Origin of the sequence: Lentibacillus cibarius (genome assembly GCF_005887555.1) — a bacterium.
Taxonomy (GTDB): domain Bacteria; phylum Bacillota; class Bacilli; order Bacillales; family Amphibacillaceae; genus Lentibacillus; species Lentibacillus cibarius.
Genome location: NZ_VCIA01000001.1, coordinates 3,096,422 through 3,113,944 on the forward strand (window position 1 = coordinate 3,096,422; position 17,523 = coordinate 3,113,944).

The following is a 17,523-nucleotide window of genomic DNA, read 5'->3' on the forward strand; positions in this document are numbered from 1 at the left end:
TTATGTTTTTAAAATAGAGAATAGTAACTATAGGAGGTATGGACATGGTTCAAACACAAGTGAAAGTACTCAATAACTATGTAGGTGGCGAGTGGGTGGAAGCTAAGACGGATCAAACGGAGGAAGTCATCAATCCTGCAACGGGTGAGGTCATTGCGCACGTGCCTATTTCAACACAGGAAGATGTGGATCAGGCTGTGAAAGCTGCGAATAAAGCGTTTCAGGAATGGAAAGAAGTGGCTGTTCCGAAACGTGCTCGGATTATGTTTAAGTACCAGCAATTGCTTGTTGATCACTGGGATGAGCTGGCGGAAATTATCACGACAGAGAACGGGAAAAGTTTTAAAGAAGCGAAAGGGGAAGTGCAGCGCGGGATTGAGAATGTGGAATTCGCTGCTGGTGCACCTTCTTTAATGATGGGAGAACAACTGCCATCGATTGCGACTGATTTGGAATCCGGTGTCTATCGTTATCCGATTGGTGTCGTTGGCGGGATTACACCGTTCAACTTCCCGATGATGGTGCCTTGCTGGATGTTCCCGATGGCGGTTGTGACGGGCAATACCTTTGTATTAAAGCCATCCGAACGCACGCCATTGCTTGCCAACCGACTGGCGGAATTGATGGAAGAAGCCGGTTTGCCTAAAGGCGTGCTCAATATTGTCCATGGTGCGCATGATGTCGTCAATGGGTTACTGGATCATAAAGATGTAGCAGCCATTTCATTCGTAGGTTCCCAGCCTGTCGCCGAATACGTATATAAACGCGGCACGGAAAATCTGAAGCGGGTGCAGGCGCTTGCTGGTGCGAAAAACCACTCGATTGTTTTAAAAGATGCGAACCTGGATAATGCAACGACGCAAATACTCAGTGCCGCATTCGGTTCAGCGGGAGAACGGTGTATGGCGGCTTCGGTTGTTGCTGTGGAAGATTCGGTTGCTGATGCATTCATTGAGCAGCTTGTGCAAAAGGCAAATGAAATCAAAATCGGAAATGGCTTGGATGAAGGGGTGTTTTTAGGTCCGGTCATTCGTGACAATCATAAGAAGCGCACACTGCAATATATCGAAACGGGTGAACAAGAAGGGGCAACATTGGTCCGGGACGGCCGTAAAGATGAAGCGGCGAAACGAGAAGGCTACTTTGTCGGGCCAACCATTTTTGATCATGTAACAACAGAAATGAAAATCTGGCAGGATGAAATTTTTGCTCCGGTTTTATCGATTGCCCGGGTAAAAGATTTGGATGATGCGGTTGCATTAACGAATCAATCGCCTTTTGCGAATGGATCCTGTATTTTCACCAACGATGGCGGAAGTGTTCGTCAATTCCGTGAAACCATTGACGCGGGAATGTTGGGCGTGAACATTGGTGTGCCTGCACCGATGGCATTTTTCCCATTCTCGGGGTGGAAAGATTCGTTCTATGGTGATTTGCATGCCAATGGCAAAGACGGCGTGGAGTTCTATACACGAAAGAAAGTGATTACGACGCGTTGGGTTTAATCGAATGACATATGGTTTGAATCAACAAAGGCGGAAGCTTCATTTTCTTATTCTGTCAAATAAACAGCCCTGCTCATGATGGTGAGCAGGGCTTTGTTTGTGACGGCGAGGGATTATTCTGGAATAAAGGGAAAAATTAGTAGTTAACTTAAGGGGTTAAACAATTCTGAAAATGATTCTTTTTATCTATTTTTAGAGGTGGACATTCATTTTTTAATGGTTTTTTTAGGTCTATAGTCCTTTAAAACAATTAGTGGAAAATATTGTTTGAGGAAAGGATTTTTTTTAATAGTTCGTTATTCCTGTATGAAGGCTTGTTAAAACTTTGTCACCGAATTGACACACTACGTAATTATGCGAAGATATATATATAATTGGAGAGAAGGATTGGCATAAATGCTGGGAACTGCAAAGCTTGTGGCGGATGATATGGTGGTGGAATTAACTGTTGCTTTCTTAATGGCGGCCATGACTGTTCTATTAATTAAGTCTATGCTTCCTTTTTATACGGTAACCCATTTGCGAACGAAGCATATATTTATGACACGATCTTTTTTGGTACTTATCATTACATACTTTTTCATCACTCGGGCCACCGGTTTGACTTCCGTAACGTATGATCAATTAATCGTCCTTTTATTAATCGTACTTGTAATTACTGCAGCGGTTATGGATGCAGCATATATGGTTATTCCGGATCGGTTGTTGGTTGTGTTTGCTCTTCCTATTCTTTTGACACAGATTTTTAATCATACATGGTTAGTTGGATTGGGCGGCGGGCTTTTTGCTTTTATTCTTTTGCTGTTGTTAGCAGTGCTTTATAAAGGCGGGATTGGGGGCGGAGATATTAAGTTAGTCACAGTTATTGGACTCGGGACTTCGCTTGAGTTTGTTTACTGGTTATTAATTTTCTCTTGCCTTTTGGCGTTTTTTTTCGGAATACTTTCCATTTTCTTGGGGTACAGAGACAAAAATGAAATGGTTCCGTTTGGCCCGGCTATCGCACTCGTTGCCATCTCAATGTTGTTATATAACTAGTACGATCAAAGGGGAGGGGGGAAGACGTTGAATCAATCAAACAGGCAAACTACTATCATTGTAGAGGGGAACAGTGGTTTTCTAAAATCGCATCCACTGATTAAAGCAAACAAATTCGTTAGTCAGCCTAATTTATCAGCAAGTCTTTCGGACATAATAGCCTTAATACAAGAATATAAAATGGATCAGCATATCATTTATTTGTATCAGCCCAGTCACAAAAAACAGCAGGCATTATGGAAACTGCGAAACCTTTTTCTGCCCGAGTTAAATATTAAGCCTTTGCCATACCCTAATAATCATGCAGAAGCTGTTCACTTATTGTTTTTAGTGGCAAGTAACCCAAGTCAAACACTTCAACAAAATCTGTTCGCATGGAACGTATTAAAAGGTCAAATGAAATCGTTTGTCATTCAGCATGCTAAGGCGAAAAAAATCTTGAAAACGAAGGACAAAATAACTTCCGAAGACAAATATATGTTGTATCAAAATGATTTTAATCAAAAGAAACTAAACAAAGGCTTATTAAATGCACTGTTGGAACAGATAAAAGGTTACATAAAGGGCTACAAACTATTAATTATTCAGGAAACAGCTGAGAAGAAGTATCACTATTTACAATCAGTAAATCAAAACGAAACTACTGATGATACGGTTAAAATATCTATTTGTGCAGTTAAAGATTTAGGAGTGGAAAGCAATGGTTGATGCAAAAAGAAAAGCATTTATATTTTTGCTGCTAGCATTTATTTTGGCAGTGATTGCAGGGGGATTAATTATTAATCAGCTTCAGGCGATTGCCGAGTCATCAGGAGAAACAGAAACGATAACGGTTGCAACAGCTGCAAAGAATATTAACAGTTATGAGAAGTTGCAGTCGGGTGATATTGCATGGACGGAAATTCCGGTTACAGAGCAATCAGGAAACTTTATAGAAAATAAATCCCAAATAGATGATGCAATGATTGTGGTTGATATGGAAAAAGGAAATTTTATCACTTCAAATATTCTAAGAACGACACATTCTATCCCTTCCGATCATCGAATAGTCAATTTAAATGTTACTGACAATGTGATTATGGACCAGGATGTGGCTCCAGGTGAAAAAGTAGATATAATCGTTGTCTATAAAAAAGACGGGAATATGTTATCAGAGCGTCTTTTCAGTGGAGTAAGTGTCGTTCAAATGGAAAAGGTGGATAATCAAGAAGCAAAACCGGCTGTTAAGGTCAGTTTAACGGTTGAAAAAGCACGACAACTGATCTATTACCAAAATGTTGCTGAACAAATCAGGGTACTAAGAATCAATGGAGTTGACGAGAAACCTGCAGAACAGAAAGGAAAGTAGTTCATGGATACAAGCGCGCTTTTACTGAGTCAAAATAATGATTGGATTGAAAAAATCATATCTATTTTTAATCAGCTTGGCATTCATCATGAAGTTACCACGGAGAATCTGGGTAACAAACTATTTAATGAGCATGTGATTATTGACGGAAGTTTCATTTCACCCGAAGCATTTAGTGGTGCACCCAATGTTCATACATTAACGGTGCTGGTTGAAAATGAAAACTTTGATGAAGCTAGAAAGTGGATGAATGTAGGGGCAGATGCCATTTTTATTTTTCCGAGTGAAATTGATCGTTTTCATGAATGGTTGAAGGAAATGGATGAACAGATTAAAAATCGCAAGGACTTTATGGGAAATGATGAACATGGTAATGAAGTGTGGGCTTTTTACAGTGCAAAGGGTGGTTCAGGTAAGTCCACGATTTCGGCTATTGTCGCACAGTCGTTAGCTATACACGAGGATAAAAGAGTACTATTAATTGATATGAACAGTCAATATGGCGGCCAAGAGCCATTGTTCGGTTTGGAGTCAGGACGTTCTTACGAGCAATTGCAAATAGTTTTGGATGAATTGACGCCGGAACATATCATGAATGTCAGTAACCAAACCGTAACCGGAGTAAACGTATTGCTTGGTCCTTCAAATCCAATGAAATCAGCGGACTTGCCGGAATACCTGCTGCCCAAGGTTATAAAAGTAGCTAAAACATATTTTGACTATGTACTTCTGGATTTGCCTACTGAATTAAGTGACAGAAGCTATGCTGGATTAAGTGAGGCTACGAGGGTTTTCTATGTTTTAAACGGTGATAGTTTGTCTATTCGGGCATTCAAACAGGCCAGGTCTTTATTTGACCGATTGGCTTTGAAAAACGGAGACAATTTTAACGTTATTCTAAACAGGGACAGTTCAAAGAGCGAACTTCAGGAAAAAGATGTAGAGAAAATAATTGACGAACCGATATTTACCAAAATAAGTGCCGACTTTTCCGGTCTTCAGCCTATGATTAATATGGGGTATCCGTTCTTTGAAAAGAAAAAGGATAAAGGAAATAATAAAGTGAGCCGGGATGTGAGAAAGCTGGTGCTTCAAGTTATGGAGGGGGATAATCATGTCGTGGGTACATAAACTTCGTGAAAATGGCTCAGCAGATGACATGGGAACCAGCGGTCAATTAGATGAACTCGTTAATCATTTTAAACAGAGACTGCTTAACGAAGCGAACCTTGATTCCATTACGTCATTGCCTTCCCAGGAGAGAAAACAAACCATTGAACGTTTACTGCTACAAATGATTAGTGAAGAGAAAATTATTGTTAAACAGGAAGATCTTAAGCAGATTGTCAATTTTATTATTAATGAGTCGGTGGGGTATGGACCACTTGAAAAACTGCTGGCAGATGATTCCATAACTGAAATTATGGTTAATGGACCATCGGAAATTTACATTGAACGTCATGGTAAACTTTCAAAAACGGATGTTCGTTTCAGAGACGAAAATCATATCCGTCATATCATCGACCGGGTGATTGCACCGCTAGGCAGAAGGATTGACGAAAGTTCACCAATGGTAGATGCCAGGCTTCATGATGGCAGCAGGGTTAATGCGATTGTCCCGCCCATCAGCCTTGACAGTCCATCACTGACAATCCGTAAATTTCGCAAGACACCATTTTCGATGAATGATTTATTAAATTACAGCTCCATGACCGAGGAAATGGCTTCATTTTTACAGGCGGCCATCATGTCGAAATGTAATATTATTGTGTCCGGTGGTACCGGAAGCGGGAAGACAACACTGTTAAATGTGTTATCGGAATCTATCGTTCAGGGAGAGAGAATTGTAACAATAGAGGATATGGCTGAACTGAGATTTCAGTATGATAATATTGTCCGACTGGAGGCGCGCCCGGAAAATGCTGAAGGAACGGGGACCATCACGATAAGGCAATTGGTAAAAAACGCGTTAAGAATGCGGCCTGACCGCATCATTGTCGGGGAGGTAAGAGGAACGGAGGCCTTCGATATGCTACAGGCTATGAATACCGGTCATGAAGGTTCACTTACTACGGTTCACGCAAATTCCCCGAAAGATGCGCTCGGCCGTTTGGAAGCAATGGTTATTATGTCCGGTCTTCAATTAACAACCGATGTTATATCCAAGTATTTCGTTGGGGCGATAGATTTAATTGTCCAAATGGATAGGTTAATAGACGGTAATAGAAAGATTACCAGAATCTCGGAATTATCTACTAATGAAAATGGTTTGGTTGTCAATGATATTTATCGATTCAATCAGACATCTGCAAATAGCCAAGGTCAAGTAAAAGGTGACTTTGAATTAACTGATTACAGGCCGGAAGTGATTGATCGTTTTCGTCGGTATGGGTTGGATATCCCCGAAGATATGCGCGAGAAGGCAGGTTGGTTGTAATGATGCAGGTAATGGTTTTATCGCTTTCTATTTTTTCGGCAATGGTAGGGACATATTATTCGTTTCGTGCTATTAAGTTAAGAAAAAAACGCAGCAAGATTTATACGTCGTTTAATGTAAAGGAACAGAGTGAGCGCAGGAGCTTTATGATGAAATTCGGTGATAAGTTTGACCGTTCAAGTGTTGGTAAAGATCTTTTATTGCGCCTTCAGCGGGCAGACATAAATATAAAGCCTTCAGAATTCATGATGTTGTTTTTGTTAATATTTAGCGTTTTATGGGTGATAAACAATAAATTACTGCAGTTAATGTTTCCTTTGGATGGTTTGTTGGCTTTTGCGATTGTCTATTTTTCGTCGCGTTTCCTTTTATCTTCAAGGAAAAACAAACGATTGGAGAAACTTAACGCCCAACTTCCGGAGATATGCAGACTAATGGCTAATTCTTTAAAAGCAGGCTTAACGATTCAGCAGGGGATTAAGAATTGCGCAGATGACCTAAATGAACCGGCAAAGACTGATTTTCAAATTATTGATAAAGAACTGGCCATTGGCGAGGACTTAGAATCGACATTGAATCGGTTCAGGGATAAATCTTCGTCAAGTGATGTCAATATTTTTGTCGGGACGCTTCTTATTCAGAAACAGGTAGGAGGAAATTTAGGAAACATACTTGATAATATGGCGCAAACACTGGAGTCAAGATCGCGAGTATACAAAGAAATCAGGTCAGCTACCGCCGAAGGGAAATCTGTTGCGTACATACTGCCATTAATGCCTGTTATTATGTGTGGAATGATGTCTCTCATTATTCCCGGCTTTTTAAATCCACTGTTTACGGTTTTTGGTTTAATTTTATTAGGTGTTGTCGGTGGCATTATATTTATTGGGATTATGATTATAAAACGACTGACAACGATTAAGGTGTGATGGAAATTGGGAGGATTTCAGGCAGCAATTGTTTTAATCATTCTTATTTTAATTTCACTACTGTTTGCATCCATATTTCTATATATTTATTTTACAAAGAAAATCAATCTGCAAAAACGTTGGGAAAAGAATATGAAAAAACAGCCCCGGGTCAAACTGACACACCGAATAAAAAAACGGTTATTGGCATGGGGGGCTAACATGGGGCCTAGGGCTTCATCGCTATTATCATTCAGGAATACCGAGAAGGACAAAAAGCAACTACATTTGGCTGGATCAAACATGACTTTAAATACTTTTTACGGTTTGAAATTGGTGCTGGTGTTTTTAGGAGCTATATTTTTCTTTGTTTCGTTTATTCTTGGCTCCACCATGCTTCTTTTGCTTTCGGTTTTGCTCTGTTTTGCTGCTTTTATGGCACCGGATATTTATATAAGCATGAAGGCTAAAGAGCGCCAACGAAGAATAGGTGAGGAAATGCCTGACTTTTTGGATACCATTAGTGTGATGTTGGAGGCGGGCAGTTCCTTAGATGGATCGTTGAAAACAAGCACGAAATATATGGAAGGTCCACTTTTTGAAGAAATAAAAAAGTTTAATCAAGAAATTGAACTTGGTGTGCCTAGGAAAACAGCCTATCTTCATTTGATGAATCGAAATAATTCCAAGGAGCTTCAGGCCTTGGTGCAAGCACTTATTCAAGGAAATGAGCTTGGTGTTCCTGTAGCCCAAACATTTAGTGTTCAAGCTGAAGATCTTAGGTCAAGCAGAGGTAGTCTGGCAAAGGAAAAGGCAGCCAAAGCCAATCCAAAAATCTCATTAGTGACAACGTTTTTGATTGCACCATCGATTTTCTTTTTGCTTATAGGACTGATGATTTTGAATATGATTTATAATCCTGATTCATTTGGGGTTACTAATATTTTTAATTAAAAGGGAGAGGATTGACATGTTACAAACAATTGGAACAAAAATTTACGGGATGTTCCATTTAGCAAAAGCGCGATTAAACAATGAAGACGGAGCGGAATTGATGGAATGGATTGGTATGTGCTTAGTGGTTTTGGCGCTTATGGGGGCAATCATTACTTTCTTTAATAGTAGTGGAAGTGAAGGCATAGGGGAAAAAATACAAGATTTTATCACCACTCAGATTGGTAATCTTTCCAATGATGGTTGATCAACCATTTATTCCGATTCATTTCTAATGGGGTGCCCAGTATGAAAAAGTATCTAAAAAATGAACGAGGTTCTCAAACGTTGGAATTTGTTGGCATGTTCCCATTGATTGTCATTGCTGCACTTGTTGCCTGGCAAATTTTAATGGCCGGATATACGATGATTGTTGGTGAAGCAGCTGCCCGTGATGCGGCGCGGGTTGCAAGTGTTGATGGTAATTATGAACAGGCGGCGAGGAATTCTGCAAGTGGTCTTTACGTGAGTAGCCGAAAATCAGACTTAGGCGATAGTGTTGAGGTGACTGTTACAACTAAGGTTCCTACTTTAAAAATTCCTATTTGGGAAAATCCGAATTTTGAAATCGAGGCATCTGCTATCATGCCCGTGGAATCTGGTGAAGAAGACGATGACTAAAAACGAACTAAGAAATGAAAAAGGTTCCACCACGCTTATGATGATGGGACTGCTGCTAGGTATTATTTTAATGGGATTCGTTTTCTTTGATATGTCTAGTGTCTTAATGGAACGACGCATCTCTCAAACTGGCAGTGATGCGGCTGCTATTGCCGCTGCACAAGAAGCTGAAAAATCTTATCAGGAAGTACTGGAAGAGGAAACAAGGGTTGAATTGACAGATTTACATGAGCGTACAGAGGATTATAAAGAAGACTGGGAGGAATCAGTTGGCGACGATGAAAGTAGTGTCTCATGGGGAGATGCATTTGACGAATGGATCAATAATTTGGAAGAAGAATTCGATGACAGGTCCATGCCTGCAAGTATAGTAAACTACTTAAAAGGGGCTAATTCCGGGGTTGATATTGACGAGGCAATCAAGTTTTTATGGGACACTGACAGTTTGTCAAATCTAGTCTGCGATGCAGTTAGCAGCCATACAGAAGAGATCCGGGAAGCTGCCCAACATTATGCAGATCTAAATGGAATTGAGAATGATATCTCGATTGTTTTTCCCGTTGAAAATGGGGATGAAGGTTTCAAGGTTGGTGTACGCACAAAGAGTACAATAAATGATTCTTTCCTTAATAGTGTTAACACAGAACAGCTAAAGGTTCCGGCACATGCAATTGTTAATATTCAGCAACCGGAAGGCATGAACATCATTTGCGATTGAGCACTATCATAAGGTAAAGCAAGTGAGCACAGGTGGTGTCGTATGAAAAAACAATTGTTAGGGTTATTTGTATTGTTATTGTTCATGTCTCCTTCGACTATTTTCGCCTCGGGCAATGTGAAAATAATTGGTGAAATAGAAATGGAAGGCGATCACCCTACACTATCAGATGGTGAAGTCAGTGAAACGGAATGGCGGGAGGGGCTGCCCGGTGGAACTGACGGGAGCGGCAGTGAAGAACCGGGGTCTCCCGATTCTGATGGGGGTCTCGTAGATTGGCTGGCTGATTTATGGGATGACGCAGTAGATGCCGGCGAGAAAGTCTGGGATTCACTAAAGGATGGTGCCAAAGTAACATGGGATACCATTGCCGGCGGTGCGGAAGCTAGTTGGGATTTTATTAAAAATGTCGGTGTATCCATTTCGGATTGGTATAATGATCTGCCGGATTGGGGTCAGGATCTGATAAAAACAATCGGTGCAGTCATCATTGGGGCTGCGATTGTTATAGGTGTCATAGTTGGAGGAGCTGCCTTATTAGGTATCACTATAGCCGTGGGGAGTGTAATCGCTGGAGCAATAGCAGGAGCGGTTTTATTAGGTGGCGGCTATTTTGCATTAAATGGTGGAACCGATGACTTTTCCTTCTCACATGCACTTATGTGGGCTACCGGTGGCGGATTTTTAGGCGGATTTGCATTTACATCGGCAGGAAGTGCAGTTGTTACCGCACTTGCGCGAAGGTTAGCACCTACATTTGCTCAGAAGCTATATTTGATTTTTCAATTAGGTGGAAGAGGAATGGCTGCACGTTTTTTGTTAGGTACCTGGTTGAGGAATTCAGTTGTACCTATGAGTGGATTAATAATATTTGAAGGGCTAAATATTTTCATGACTGGTGAACTACCTTCTGCAAGGAATTTTGCATCTAATACCATTCTTACATTATTAACAGCTCCAATAGGAGGTCATTTTACCAACAAGGCAATATCATCATTTGGAAATAAAAAGATTGTTAATGGAGTATTGTCGGCTTCAGCTGGGATGAATATTGGCGGCGCATCAAGTTATTTGCTTGAATCAGCAGGATCGGGAAGCGGATCATGGATAGACTATGTAGGTGGTATGGCTACTGCAGGATTATTTATGAGGCTTAGACCGACAGTGAATAAATATATGACTGATAAAACAAGGGAAATAGGGTATGAAGTGTTACAAAAATCTACTGGTGGTCAGCTGTCGAATATTCTTAAAGGAAAACCAAATATTATCAATGGTTTCCAAGAACCTACTAATACTAAATATTATAGAAAAACACCAAAGAGTTTTAATTTAAATGGATCAGTGGATCCTAATTTGTCATATGATTCGTTACAAAATAAAAATAAGTTAACTCAGCAAGAACAAAAGGCATTACAAGATTATCTGCAAAGTATAGGGGAAAAATGATTTGAATAGATAATATGTAGTATTATTGTTTATTCTTGTATAAAGGGTGGTTATGTTTGAACGACAAGTTGTGGAAAACGATACAAATTTCCAGTTTTATATTAATCTTGGCATTAATTATAATGACCATTATCGTATCACCACTTGAGCCACTGCCAGGTGGAGGATGGGAAATTACATTTCCAAGTAAGGCTTACCAAATTATTGGAATTGTGGTCATTATAGCACTTGGTCTGACATGGGTTTTTGCTACCTATGTTCGAAAAGAAGGAGAAGTATCAATGAAGGCTGTTAAGAGTGGACTTTTCTTCATTGTTGGCTTTGGATTATTTTATTTATTGTTACAGATCATTAATTCTTAATTCCGCGTACAAAATTATTAATATCCGGGGAACCAAAAGGAGTAAACACCATTAGCTATGGAGCAAAATCGGTAGAGGGTAGCCCATGGTGAAACATATCTATTAATCTTTTAAAAGAAAAGCAGGTACGGAAATCGGTGATATCATTAATCAAAAAACTGATTATATGAAAAAGCTATAACTCGTCAATGAAAAGGCAGTTTCAAGTTACAGATGAAAGCAGGATTTGGGACATTTTATCCTAGATCGGAGAGGTTCTTGCGTATATGAGGTGTTGTATTTGAACGATAAGTTGTGGAAGTCGATACAGTTTTCAAGTATGATATTGTTTTTAGGGGTATTTATAGGGGTAATTTTAGTCTCGGATCTCGAGCCTAAGCCGGATGGTGGCTGGCATGCAACATTTCCCAGTAAAACTGTCCAATTGACAGCATTAGGACTCTCGATTGTACTTTTTCTGACATGGGTATTTGCTACATATGTGAGAAGGGAGGGCGAGGTTTCACTTCGGGCTGCTAAACGCGGTGTTCTATTTATCATAGGAATGGGCATATTCTATTGGTTGCTGCAACAGATTTAGTCCTATCATCCTCTTCCTTGCATAAGAGATGTTGGTACTTGATCATGACATTTCATTTATTGTTTAACAGAGTTGGACGTTTTTTCACTCCCAAGAAAAAAATTGCTGTTGCAAGTCAATAGCCCCCTCAAATGCCACAAGAACAAATTGCATTCTAAGGATATCTGGAAAGCATAAGCAATAATTGGTTATTCCAGATTCAGAAAGCAGGTGTTCAAGTGAACGACAAGTTGTGGAAAACGATACAAATTTCCAGTTTCATATTAATTTTGTTCATTTTTTTGGGAACTATTTTAGTTTCGGAACTCGAGCCTAAGCCGGATGGTGGCTGGCATGCTACATTTCCCAGTAAAACTGTCCAAATGACAGCATTAGGACTCTCGATTGTACTTTTTCTGACATGGGTCTTTGCTACCTATGTAAGGAGGGAGGGGGAGGTTTCACTTCGGGCTGCGAAACGTGGTGTTCTATTTATCATAGGAATGGGGATATTCTATTGGATGCTGCAACAGATTTAGTCCAATTGCTTCTGATTAGTCGCGTCCTCCCCGATGATAAACGCTTCTATTAATTTCCAGATAACTAGAGGGAGTGAACTTTTGGCCATCATTAACCTTTAAATCTTCGTATGACGAGGAGGTCGGCGTTATGAGTAACAGAGAGGAAATATGGGGGGGTATCAGGCTGGTATCGTCAGTCTCCAGTCTGTTAGCTGTGCCTGCCTTCTTTTACTTTTTTGGTTATCGGATTACAGGAAAGTGGGAAGTAGCTGTTGAAAGTCTTTCATGGAACAATCCTTTTTTATATGTGATTGCTGTTGTGGTAATTGGGGGAGCTGCTTTAGCGATGCTGACGTTTGATGTTGAGAAAAATGATTATCGATTAAGTGGAAAAGTAGTTTTAAAGACGTTGCGAAGAATTGTATCAATTGTCATAGTAGTTGCTTTGGTACGGCTATTTATCATGTAACCAAGGGAAAAGCAGGTTATTGGAATGGGGTATGATATTAGCGTACGCCATTTTTTCTATCTACCAAACAACCTTCAGAGAGGGGGATGAAAATGATTAAAAGATCATTCATCATTTTTTTAGCACTAACTAGCTTATTCATTGTTCTTGCTGCCTGCTCAAATGAAAATCAAAGTACATCAGGCGAGGAAGATACACAAGCGCAAAAGGCATCGGGTAAAAAGGAGATAGACATTCCAGAAGCACCCACAGAACCTGAAAAGATGGTGAAAAATGGTCCGGGGAAATCGTTCGCAAATGATATGACAGACGATGACATATCTCAGGTATTAAAGGAGATGCCGAGTGATCTTAAAGATAAAGACGTATATAATTATTTGATTGACCAGTTTGCGTATGACTACAGTGATGCCATGAATGCCTATGAATCATTTGATCCGCAGTTTGAACTGACAAAAGCTCCCGATGTGCAGGCTGATGAGGACAAAGTGCAGCATATTAGCTTATTGTTGGATTCAAGCGGAAGTATGGGGGCATATGTAAACGGAAATAGGAAAATGGATGAGGCCAAGACAGCATTAAAGGACTTTGCCTCCAGTATGTCAGAAGAGACGAAGACAAGTTTGATTGTGTATGGTCATAAAGGAACCGGCAGTGAGGAAGATAAAGCGTTATCTTGTGATAGTATTGAGCTAAGTTATCCATTGAGTACATATGATAAAGATTCTTTTAATAAAGCTTTGAAGGACCTTGAACCTGCTGGATGGACGCCACTGGCAGGGTCACTGGAAAAGGCAAGAGAAGTGCTGGGATCTGACGCCGGTGACAATGTTGAGAATGTTATTTATGTCATCAGTGATGGCACCGAGACATGTGGCGGTAATCCCGTTAAAAAGGCAAAAGAGCTGCATGAATCTGATTTAAATGCAACAGTCAATGTGATTGCTTTTGATGTCAATTCCGAAGAACAAAAACAGCTGAAAGAAGTTGCCGATGCGGGAGGTGGATCATTTAAATCCGTAGCAAACGGCAAAAGCATGTTCGACATGGTGGATGAGATTGTAGATGAAGCCGTTTCAGGTCTGGACGTGAATTTGTGGACTGCTAGAGAAGGCCAGGATATAAATAATGAGCATCGTGGCAAGCAGAATGAATTAAACGATGCGGAAAGCGTATTTAATGCGTTTATTGACGATGAACATGACGCATTAATGAGTGCGTTCGATAAATTGGAAGAGTCAGGGCGAATTGATGAAGAGACAGCAAATCAAACTGAACAAAAACTTTCCGACAGAAGAGATACCCTGAGGCAATACAATGATCAGCTCCGGAAAGAATACGGTCAAACACTTAACGACGAACGAGAGAAAACCTTTGATCTGCTGGATGATATAAAGCAGAAAAAAATGGATGAGTTGAGTAAAGACTAATAGCTTCTATAGGGATTGTCTTGTTGCTAAATAAAAAGCGAACAGTCTCGGTACTGTTCGCTTAATTATCACGTTTTTTTTATAAGAAGAGCGCTCTTATTTACGCACCATGCCGTGTGGGTCAATAACGAACTTTTTAGCGACGCCACTGTCAAAATCCTTATACCCCTGTGGCGCTTCATCCAGCGAGATAACGGTAGCATTAACCACATTGGCAATGTCTGCTTTGCCATGTAAAATGGCGTTCATTAACTGGCGCTGGTACTTCATGGCTGGTGTTTGCCCAGTCGCAAAACTGTGGGCTTTGGACCACCCTAAACCGAAGCGCATCTTAAGAGATCCGTGCATGGCGTCTTGGTCCTTGGCGCCGGGATCATCCGTCACATAAATGCCTGAAACACCAAATTTACCACCGGCTTCCACAACGTCCATCATTGTGTTTAATACCGCAGCTGGCGCTTCTTCATGATTCGTTCCATGTCCATAGGCTTCAAAACCTACTGCATCTATACCACAATCTACTTCCGGCACACCTAGGATTTGCTCAATTTGTTCGCCGACATCATCATGATCCTGCAGGTTAATCGTTTCACAGCCGAAGCTTCGAGCCTGTTTCAACCGCTCTTCTTTTAAATCGCCGACAATGACAACGGCGGCTCCGAGCAATTGAGCAGAATGAGCAGCGGCCAGACCAACTGGACCTGCACCGGCCACATACACAGTAGATCCTGAGGTGACACCGGCATTCACCGCTCCGTGATATCCAGTTGGAAAAATGTCAGATAACATGGTGAGATCAAGGATTTTTTCCATTGCTAAGTCTTTGTCCGGAAATTTCAACAATTGGAAGTCAGCATAAGGCACCATCACATATTCGGATTGGCCGCCAACCCAGCCTCCCATGTCGACATAACCGTACGCCCCACCTGGACGTTCGGGATTCACGTTCTGACAAATATGCGTATCTTGGCGACGGCACATTTTACAACGGCCGCAAGCCACATTAAATGGCACGGACACAATATCGCCTTTCTTTAAGAACTCCACGTCCCGGCCGACTTCTACAATTTCACCGGTGATTTCGTGTCCAAGTACTAACCCTTCTGGAGCGGTTGTACGCCCCCGTACCATGTGCTGGTCGCTACCGCAAATATTAGTGACAATGTTTTTAATAATAACGCCGTGCTCACATTTGCGCCCGGCATTTTCCTTTGGTACACCAGGTCCTTCATGCAAAACCAAATCCGGGTACGATATATCTTGAACTTCTACCTTGCCACTTCCTAAGTACACGACACCACGATTATCAGCCAACAAAAAACCTCCTAGAATAAATCAGATCTCCCAGTGTTCACTTATTTGCGACCGTCTTAGTTATCTTATTCCCGGTCCTGTTATTTTAAAACTAAAAAGGGTAAGAAAATTCAGTGTTTATTAAATGGAAATACGGGAATATATCGTGTACGTATGCATAAGCTTTTAAAAGGTTTCAAGAAAGGATGGATTTTCATGGGAACATTAAATCTGGAAATGGCTAAAAAGGTCATTGAGGGAGCAGAAGCAGAAGCGGCTAACATAGGGGTACAGATGGTTATTTCTGTCATGGATGATGGGGGAAATCTGATTGCCACCCATCGCATGGATGATGCATGGCTCGCAAGTGTGGATATCGCACGGAATAAGGCTTGGACATCCGTTGCGCTTAAAATGCCAACCTCCAACCTGGAAGATGCGACGGTACCAAATGCTGAGTTATGGGGACTTAATACAACGAATCAGGGAAAAATTGTTGTATTCGGTGGCGGCATCCCGCTGGAAAAGGACGGAAAAGTACTCGGAGCGATTGGCGTAAGTGGTGGCGCCGTACCACAGGATGTTCAAGTAGCAGAAGCGGGTGTTAACGTATTTGAAAAAGAAAAATAAGTGATGAAATAGGACCTCCATCAGAATGGGGGTTTTATTTTTATTTTTATTTTTCAGTCCCCAAATGGCGTGATACGATATAAAGGTGATTATATTGCGTGAGAGGGAGCTGAGAATGGTGGCTATATTAACAAATGATTGGGCGCCGATGCTGCAGAATGAATTTCAGAAAGACTATTATTTACAGCTGCGTTCATTTTTAAAACAGGAGTATGGTACCGGTGCGGTTTATCCTGATATGCACGATATTTTTAACGCTCTTCATTATACAACCTATGAAAATACGAAAGTGGTTATTCTTGGACAGGATCCATACCATGGTCCCAATCAGGCGCATGGATTAAGTTTTTCCGTTCAGCCGGAAGTCACGATACCACCTTCGTTAAAAAACATCTATAGGGAACTTCATCATGATCTTGGTATTCCGATCCCTCATCACGGGTGTCTGACAGACTGGGCTAAACAAGGTGTTCTTTTGTTAAATACGGTTCTGACGGTCAGAGCAGGAAAACCGGCATCTCACCGTGGAAAAGGATGGGAAAATTTCACGAATGAAGTGATCAGACAGGTGAATGCCAAACAAGATCCGGTCGTATTTATCCTTTGGGGGCGGCATGCACAGGCAAAAGAGACGCTAATTACAGCACCGCACCATCAGATCATTAAATCACCACACCCGAGTCCGTTTTCCGCGCACAAAGGGTTTTTTGGCATCCGCCCATTTTCACGTGCCAATCAATTTCTAGACGCGTCCGGCCGTACACCTATTGACTGGCGCGTCCGGGAATGAACCTATATGCGAACTGCAATAATTTTTGAAAAACGCAGCTAGAACACTTGTTTGCTTCTGGTCGGTGTGATATACTACGTGTAAATAAACGCCTAGACAAGAACAAAAAATTCAGAAACACAGGGAGGAACTGTTATGAAATATTATGCCGTGATTTTAACCTTGCAAGATGAAGAAAAGAACCGATCATTTCGTCCACAACACTTGGCGTTCCTGGAGCAAATGAGACAGGAAAATAAAGTAGTGATGAACGGACCATTTACTGATGGGGCTGGTGGTTTGGTTATCTATGCAGCGAATGATTTGGAAGAAGCTATATCCTATCTGAAACAGGACCCCTATATTGTAAATGGCGCAAGAAACTGGGAAATTCATGAATGGGCGTTGGACACGAACCCTAACTTTCAATTGTAACGTGACTTATGGGATGATGCGTTAAATTATTTTAGGGC

21 protein-coding genes are annotated in these 17,523 nt (G+C 41.0%); 20 read left to right on the plus strand and 1 reads right to left on the minus strand.

Annotated elements, in window-relative coordinates; translation table 11 throughout:
* Positions 1–44: 44 nt before the first annotated feature.
* The 17 genes from FFL34_RS15135 to FFL34_RS15215 all read left to right on the plus strand — a co-directional run bounded on the left by FFL34_RS15135 (position 45) and on the right by FFL34_RS15215 (position 14,358).
* Positions 45–1,505, plus strand: a complete 1,461-nt coding sequence (locus FFL34_RS15135) for a CoA-acylating methylmalonate-semialdehyde dehydrogenase (RefSeq protein ID WP_138604161.1) — start codon at positions 45–47, stop codon at positions 1,503–1,505.
* A 396-nt stretch (positions 1,506–1,901) separates the two neighbouring features.
* A complete protein-coding gene (locus tag FFL34_RS15140) occupies positions 1,902–2,543 on the plus strand; it encodes a prepilin peptidase (RefSeq protein ID WP_138604162.1) in 642 nt (213 codons plus the stop codon).
* A gap of 27 nt (positions 2,544–2,570) precedes the next feature.
* Positions 2,571–3,251 carry a hypothetical protein gene (locus tag FFL34_RS15145; protein ID WP_138604163.1) on the plus strand — a complete coding sequence of 227 codons (681 nt, stop codon included), beginning with the start codon at positions 2,571–2,573 and terminating at the stop codon, positions 3,249–3,251.
* Positions 3,244–3,891 carry an SAF domain-containing protein gene (locus tag FFL34_RS15150; protein WP_138604164.1) on the plus strand — a complete coding sequence of 216 codons (648 nt, stop codon included), beginning with the start codon at positions 3,244–3,246 and terminating at the stop codon, positions 3,889–3,891. The genes FFL34_RS15145 and FFL34_RS15150 overlap by 8 nt, the downstream gene beginning before the upstream one ends.
* Positions 3,892–3,894: 3 nt before the next feature.
* Positions 3,895–5,022, plus strand: a complete 1,128-nt coding sequence (locus tag FFL34_RS15155; RefSeq protein WP_138604165.1) for an AAA family ATPase — start codon at positions 3,895–3,897, stop codon at positions 5,020–5,022.
* On the plus strand, positions 5,006–6,328 hold the full coding sequence (locus FFL34_RS15160; RefSeq protein WP_138604166.1) for a CpaF family protein: 1,323 nt from the start codon (positions 5,006–5,008) through the stop codon (positions 6,326–6,328). Before FFL34_RS15155 ends, FFL34_RS15160 begins: the two co-directional genes overlap by 17 nt.
* Entirely contained in the window at positions 6,328–7,257 is a 930-nt protein-coding gene (locus tag FFL34_RS15165) for a type II secretion system F family protein (RefSeq protein ID WP_138604167.1), read from the plus strand. Before FFL34_RS15160 ends, FFL34_RS15165 begins: the two co-directional genes overlap by 1 nt.
* A 6-nt stretch (positions 7,258–7,263) precedes the next feature.
* Positions 7,264–8,190 carry a type II secretion system F family protein gene (locus tag FFL34_RS15170; RefSeq protein WP_138604168.1) on the plus strand — a complete coding sequence of 309 codons (927 nt, stop codon included), beginning with the start codon at positions 7,264–7,266 and terminating at the stop codon, positions 8,188–8,190.
* 16 nt (positions 8,191–8,206) lie between these two features.
* A complete protein-coding gene (locus tag FFL34_RS15175; RefSeq protein ID WP_138604169.1) occupies positions 8,207–8,437 on the plus strand; it encodes a hypothetical protein in 231 nt (76 codons plus the stop codon).
* Between the two features lie 41 nt (positions 8,438–8,478).
* Positions 8,479–8,850, plus strand: a complete 372-nt coding sequence (locus FFL34_RS15180) for a pilus assembly protein TadE (protein WP_138604170.1) — start codon at positions 8,479–8,481, stop codon at positions 8,848–8,850.
* Positions 8,843–9,568 carry a pilus assembly protein TadG-related protein gene (locus FFL34_RS15185; RefSeq protein WP_138604171.1) on the plus strand — a complete coding sequence of 242 codons (726 nt, stop codon included), beginning with the start codon at positions 8,843–8,845 and terminating at the stop codon, positions 9,566–9,568. The genes FFL34_RS15180 and FFL34_RS15185 overlap by 8 nt, the downstream gene beginning before the upstream one ends.
* Before the next feature lie 42 nt (positions 9,569–9,610).
* Positions 9,611–11,017, plus strand: a complete 1,407-nt coding sequence (locus tag FFL34_RS15190) for a hypothetical protein (RefSeq protein ID WP_138604172.1) — start codon at positions 9,611–9,613, stop codon at positions 11,015–11,017.
* 56 nt (positions 11,018–11,073) lie between these two features.
* A complete protein-coding gene (locus tag FFL34_RS15195) occupies positions 11,074–11,379 on the plus strand; it encodes a hypothetical protein (RefSeq protein WP_138604173.1) in 306 nt (101 codons plus the stop codon).
* A gap of 280 nt (positions 11,380–11,659) precedes the next feature.
* On the plus strand, positions 11,660–11,959 hold the full coding sequence (locus FFL34_RS15200) for a hypothetical protein (RefSeq protein WP_138604174.1): 300 nt from the start codon (positions 11,660–11,662) through the stop codon (positions 11,957–11,959).
* 218 nt (positions 11,960–12,177) lie between these two features.
* A complete protein-coding gene (locus tag FFL34_RS15205) occupies positions 12,178–12,477 on the plus strand; it encodes a hypothetical protein (protein ID WP_138604175.1) in 300 nt (99 codons plus the stop codon).
* Between the two features lie 130 nt (positions 12,478–12,607).
* The gene (locus FFL34_RS15210; RefSeq protein WP_138604176.1) at positions 12,608–12,928 is read left to right on the plus strand and encodes a hypothetical protein; all 321 of its coding nucleotides are present in this window, start codon (positions 12,608–12,610) and stop codon (positions 12,926–12,928) included.
* A gap of 92 nt (positions 12,929–13,020) precedes the next feature.
* Complete coding sequence (locus FFL34_RS15215) at positions 13,021–14,358, plus strand: vWA domain-containing protein (protein ID WP_171046404.1); 1,338 nt, start codon at positions 13,021–13,023, stop codon at positions 14,356–14,358.
* A gap of 96 nt (positions 14,359–14,454) precedes the next feature.
* Here FFL34_RS15215 and fdhA read toward each other — a convergent pair whose 3' ends face one another.
* Entirely contained in the window at positions 14,455–15,672 is a 1,218-nt protein-coding gene (gene fdhA / locus FFL34_RS15220) for a formaldehyde dehydrogenase, glutathione-independent (protein WP_138604178.1), read from the minus strand.
* A gap of 195 nt (positions 15,673–15,867) precedes the next feature.
* On the opposite strand from fdhA, the gene FFL34_RS15225 reads away from it, so the two are divergent.
* From FFL34_RS15225 to FFL34_RS15235, 3 genes are all read left to right on the plus strand, one after another.
* Positions 15,868–16,281 carry a GlcG/HbpS family heme-binding protein gene (locus tag FFL34_RS15225; RefSeq protein WP_129674691.1) on the plus strand — a complete coding sequence of 138 codons (414 nt, stop codon included), beginning with the start codon at positions 15,868–15,870 and terminating at the stop codon, positions 16,279–16,281.
* 118 nt (positions 16,282–16,399) lie between these two features.
* Positions 16,400–17,071, plus strand: a complete 672-nt coding sequence (locus tag FFL34_RS15230; protein WP_138604179.1) for a uracil-DNA glycosylase — start codon at positions 16,400–16,402, stop codon at positions 17,069–17,071.
* A 135-nt stretch (positions 17,072–17,206) separates the two neighbouring features.
* Positions 17,207–17,485, plus strand: coding sequence for a YciI family protein (locus FFL34_RS15235; RefSeq protein ID WP_138604180.1), 279 nt, complete (start codon positions 17,207–17,209; stop codon positions 17,483–17,485).
* Positions 17,486–17,523 lie beyond the last annotated feature (38 nt).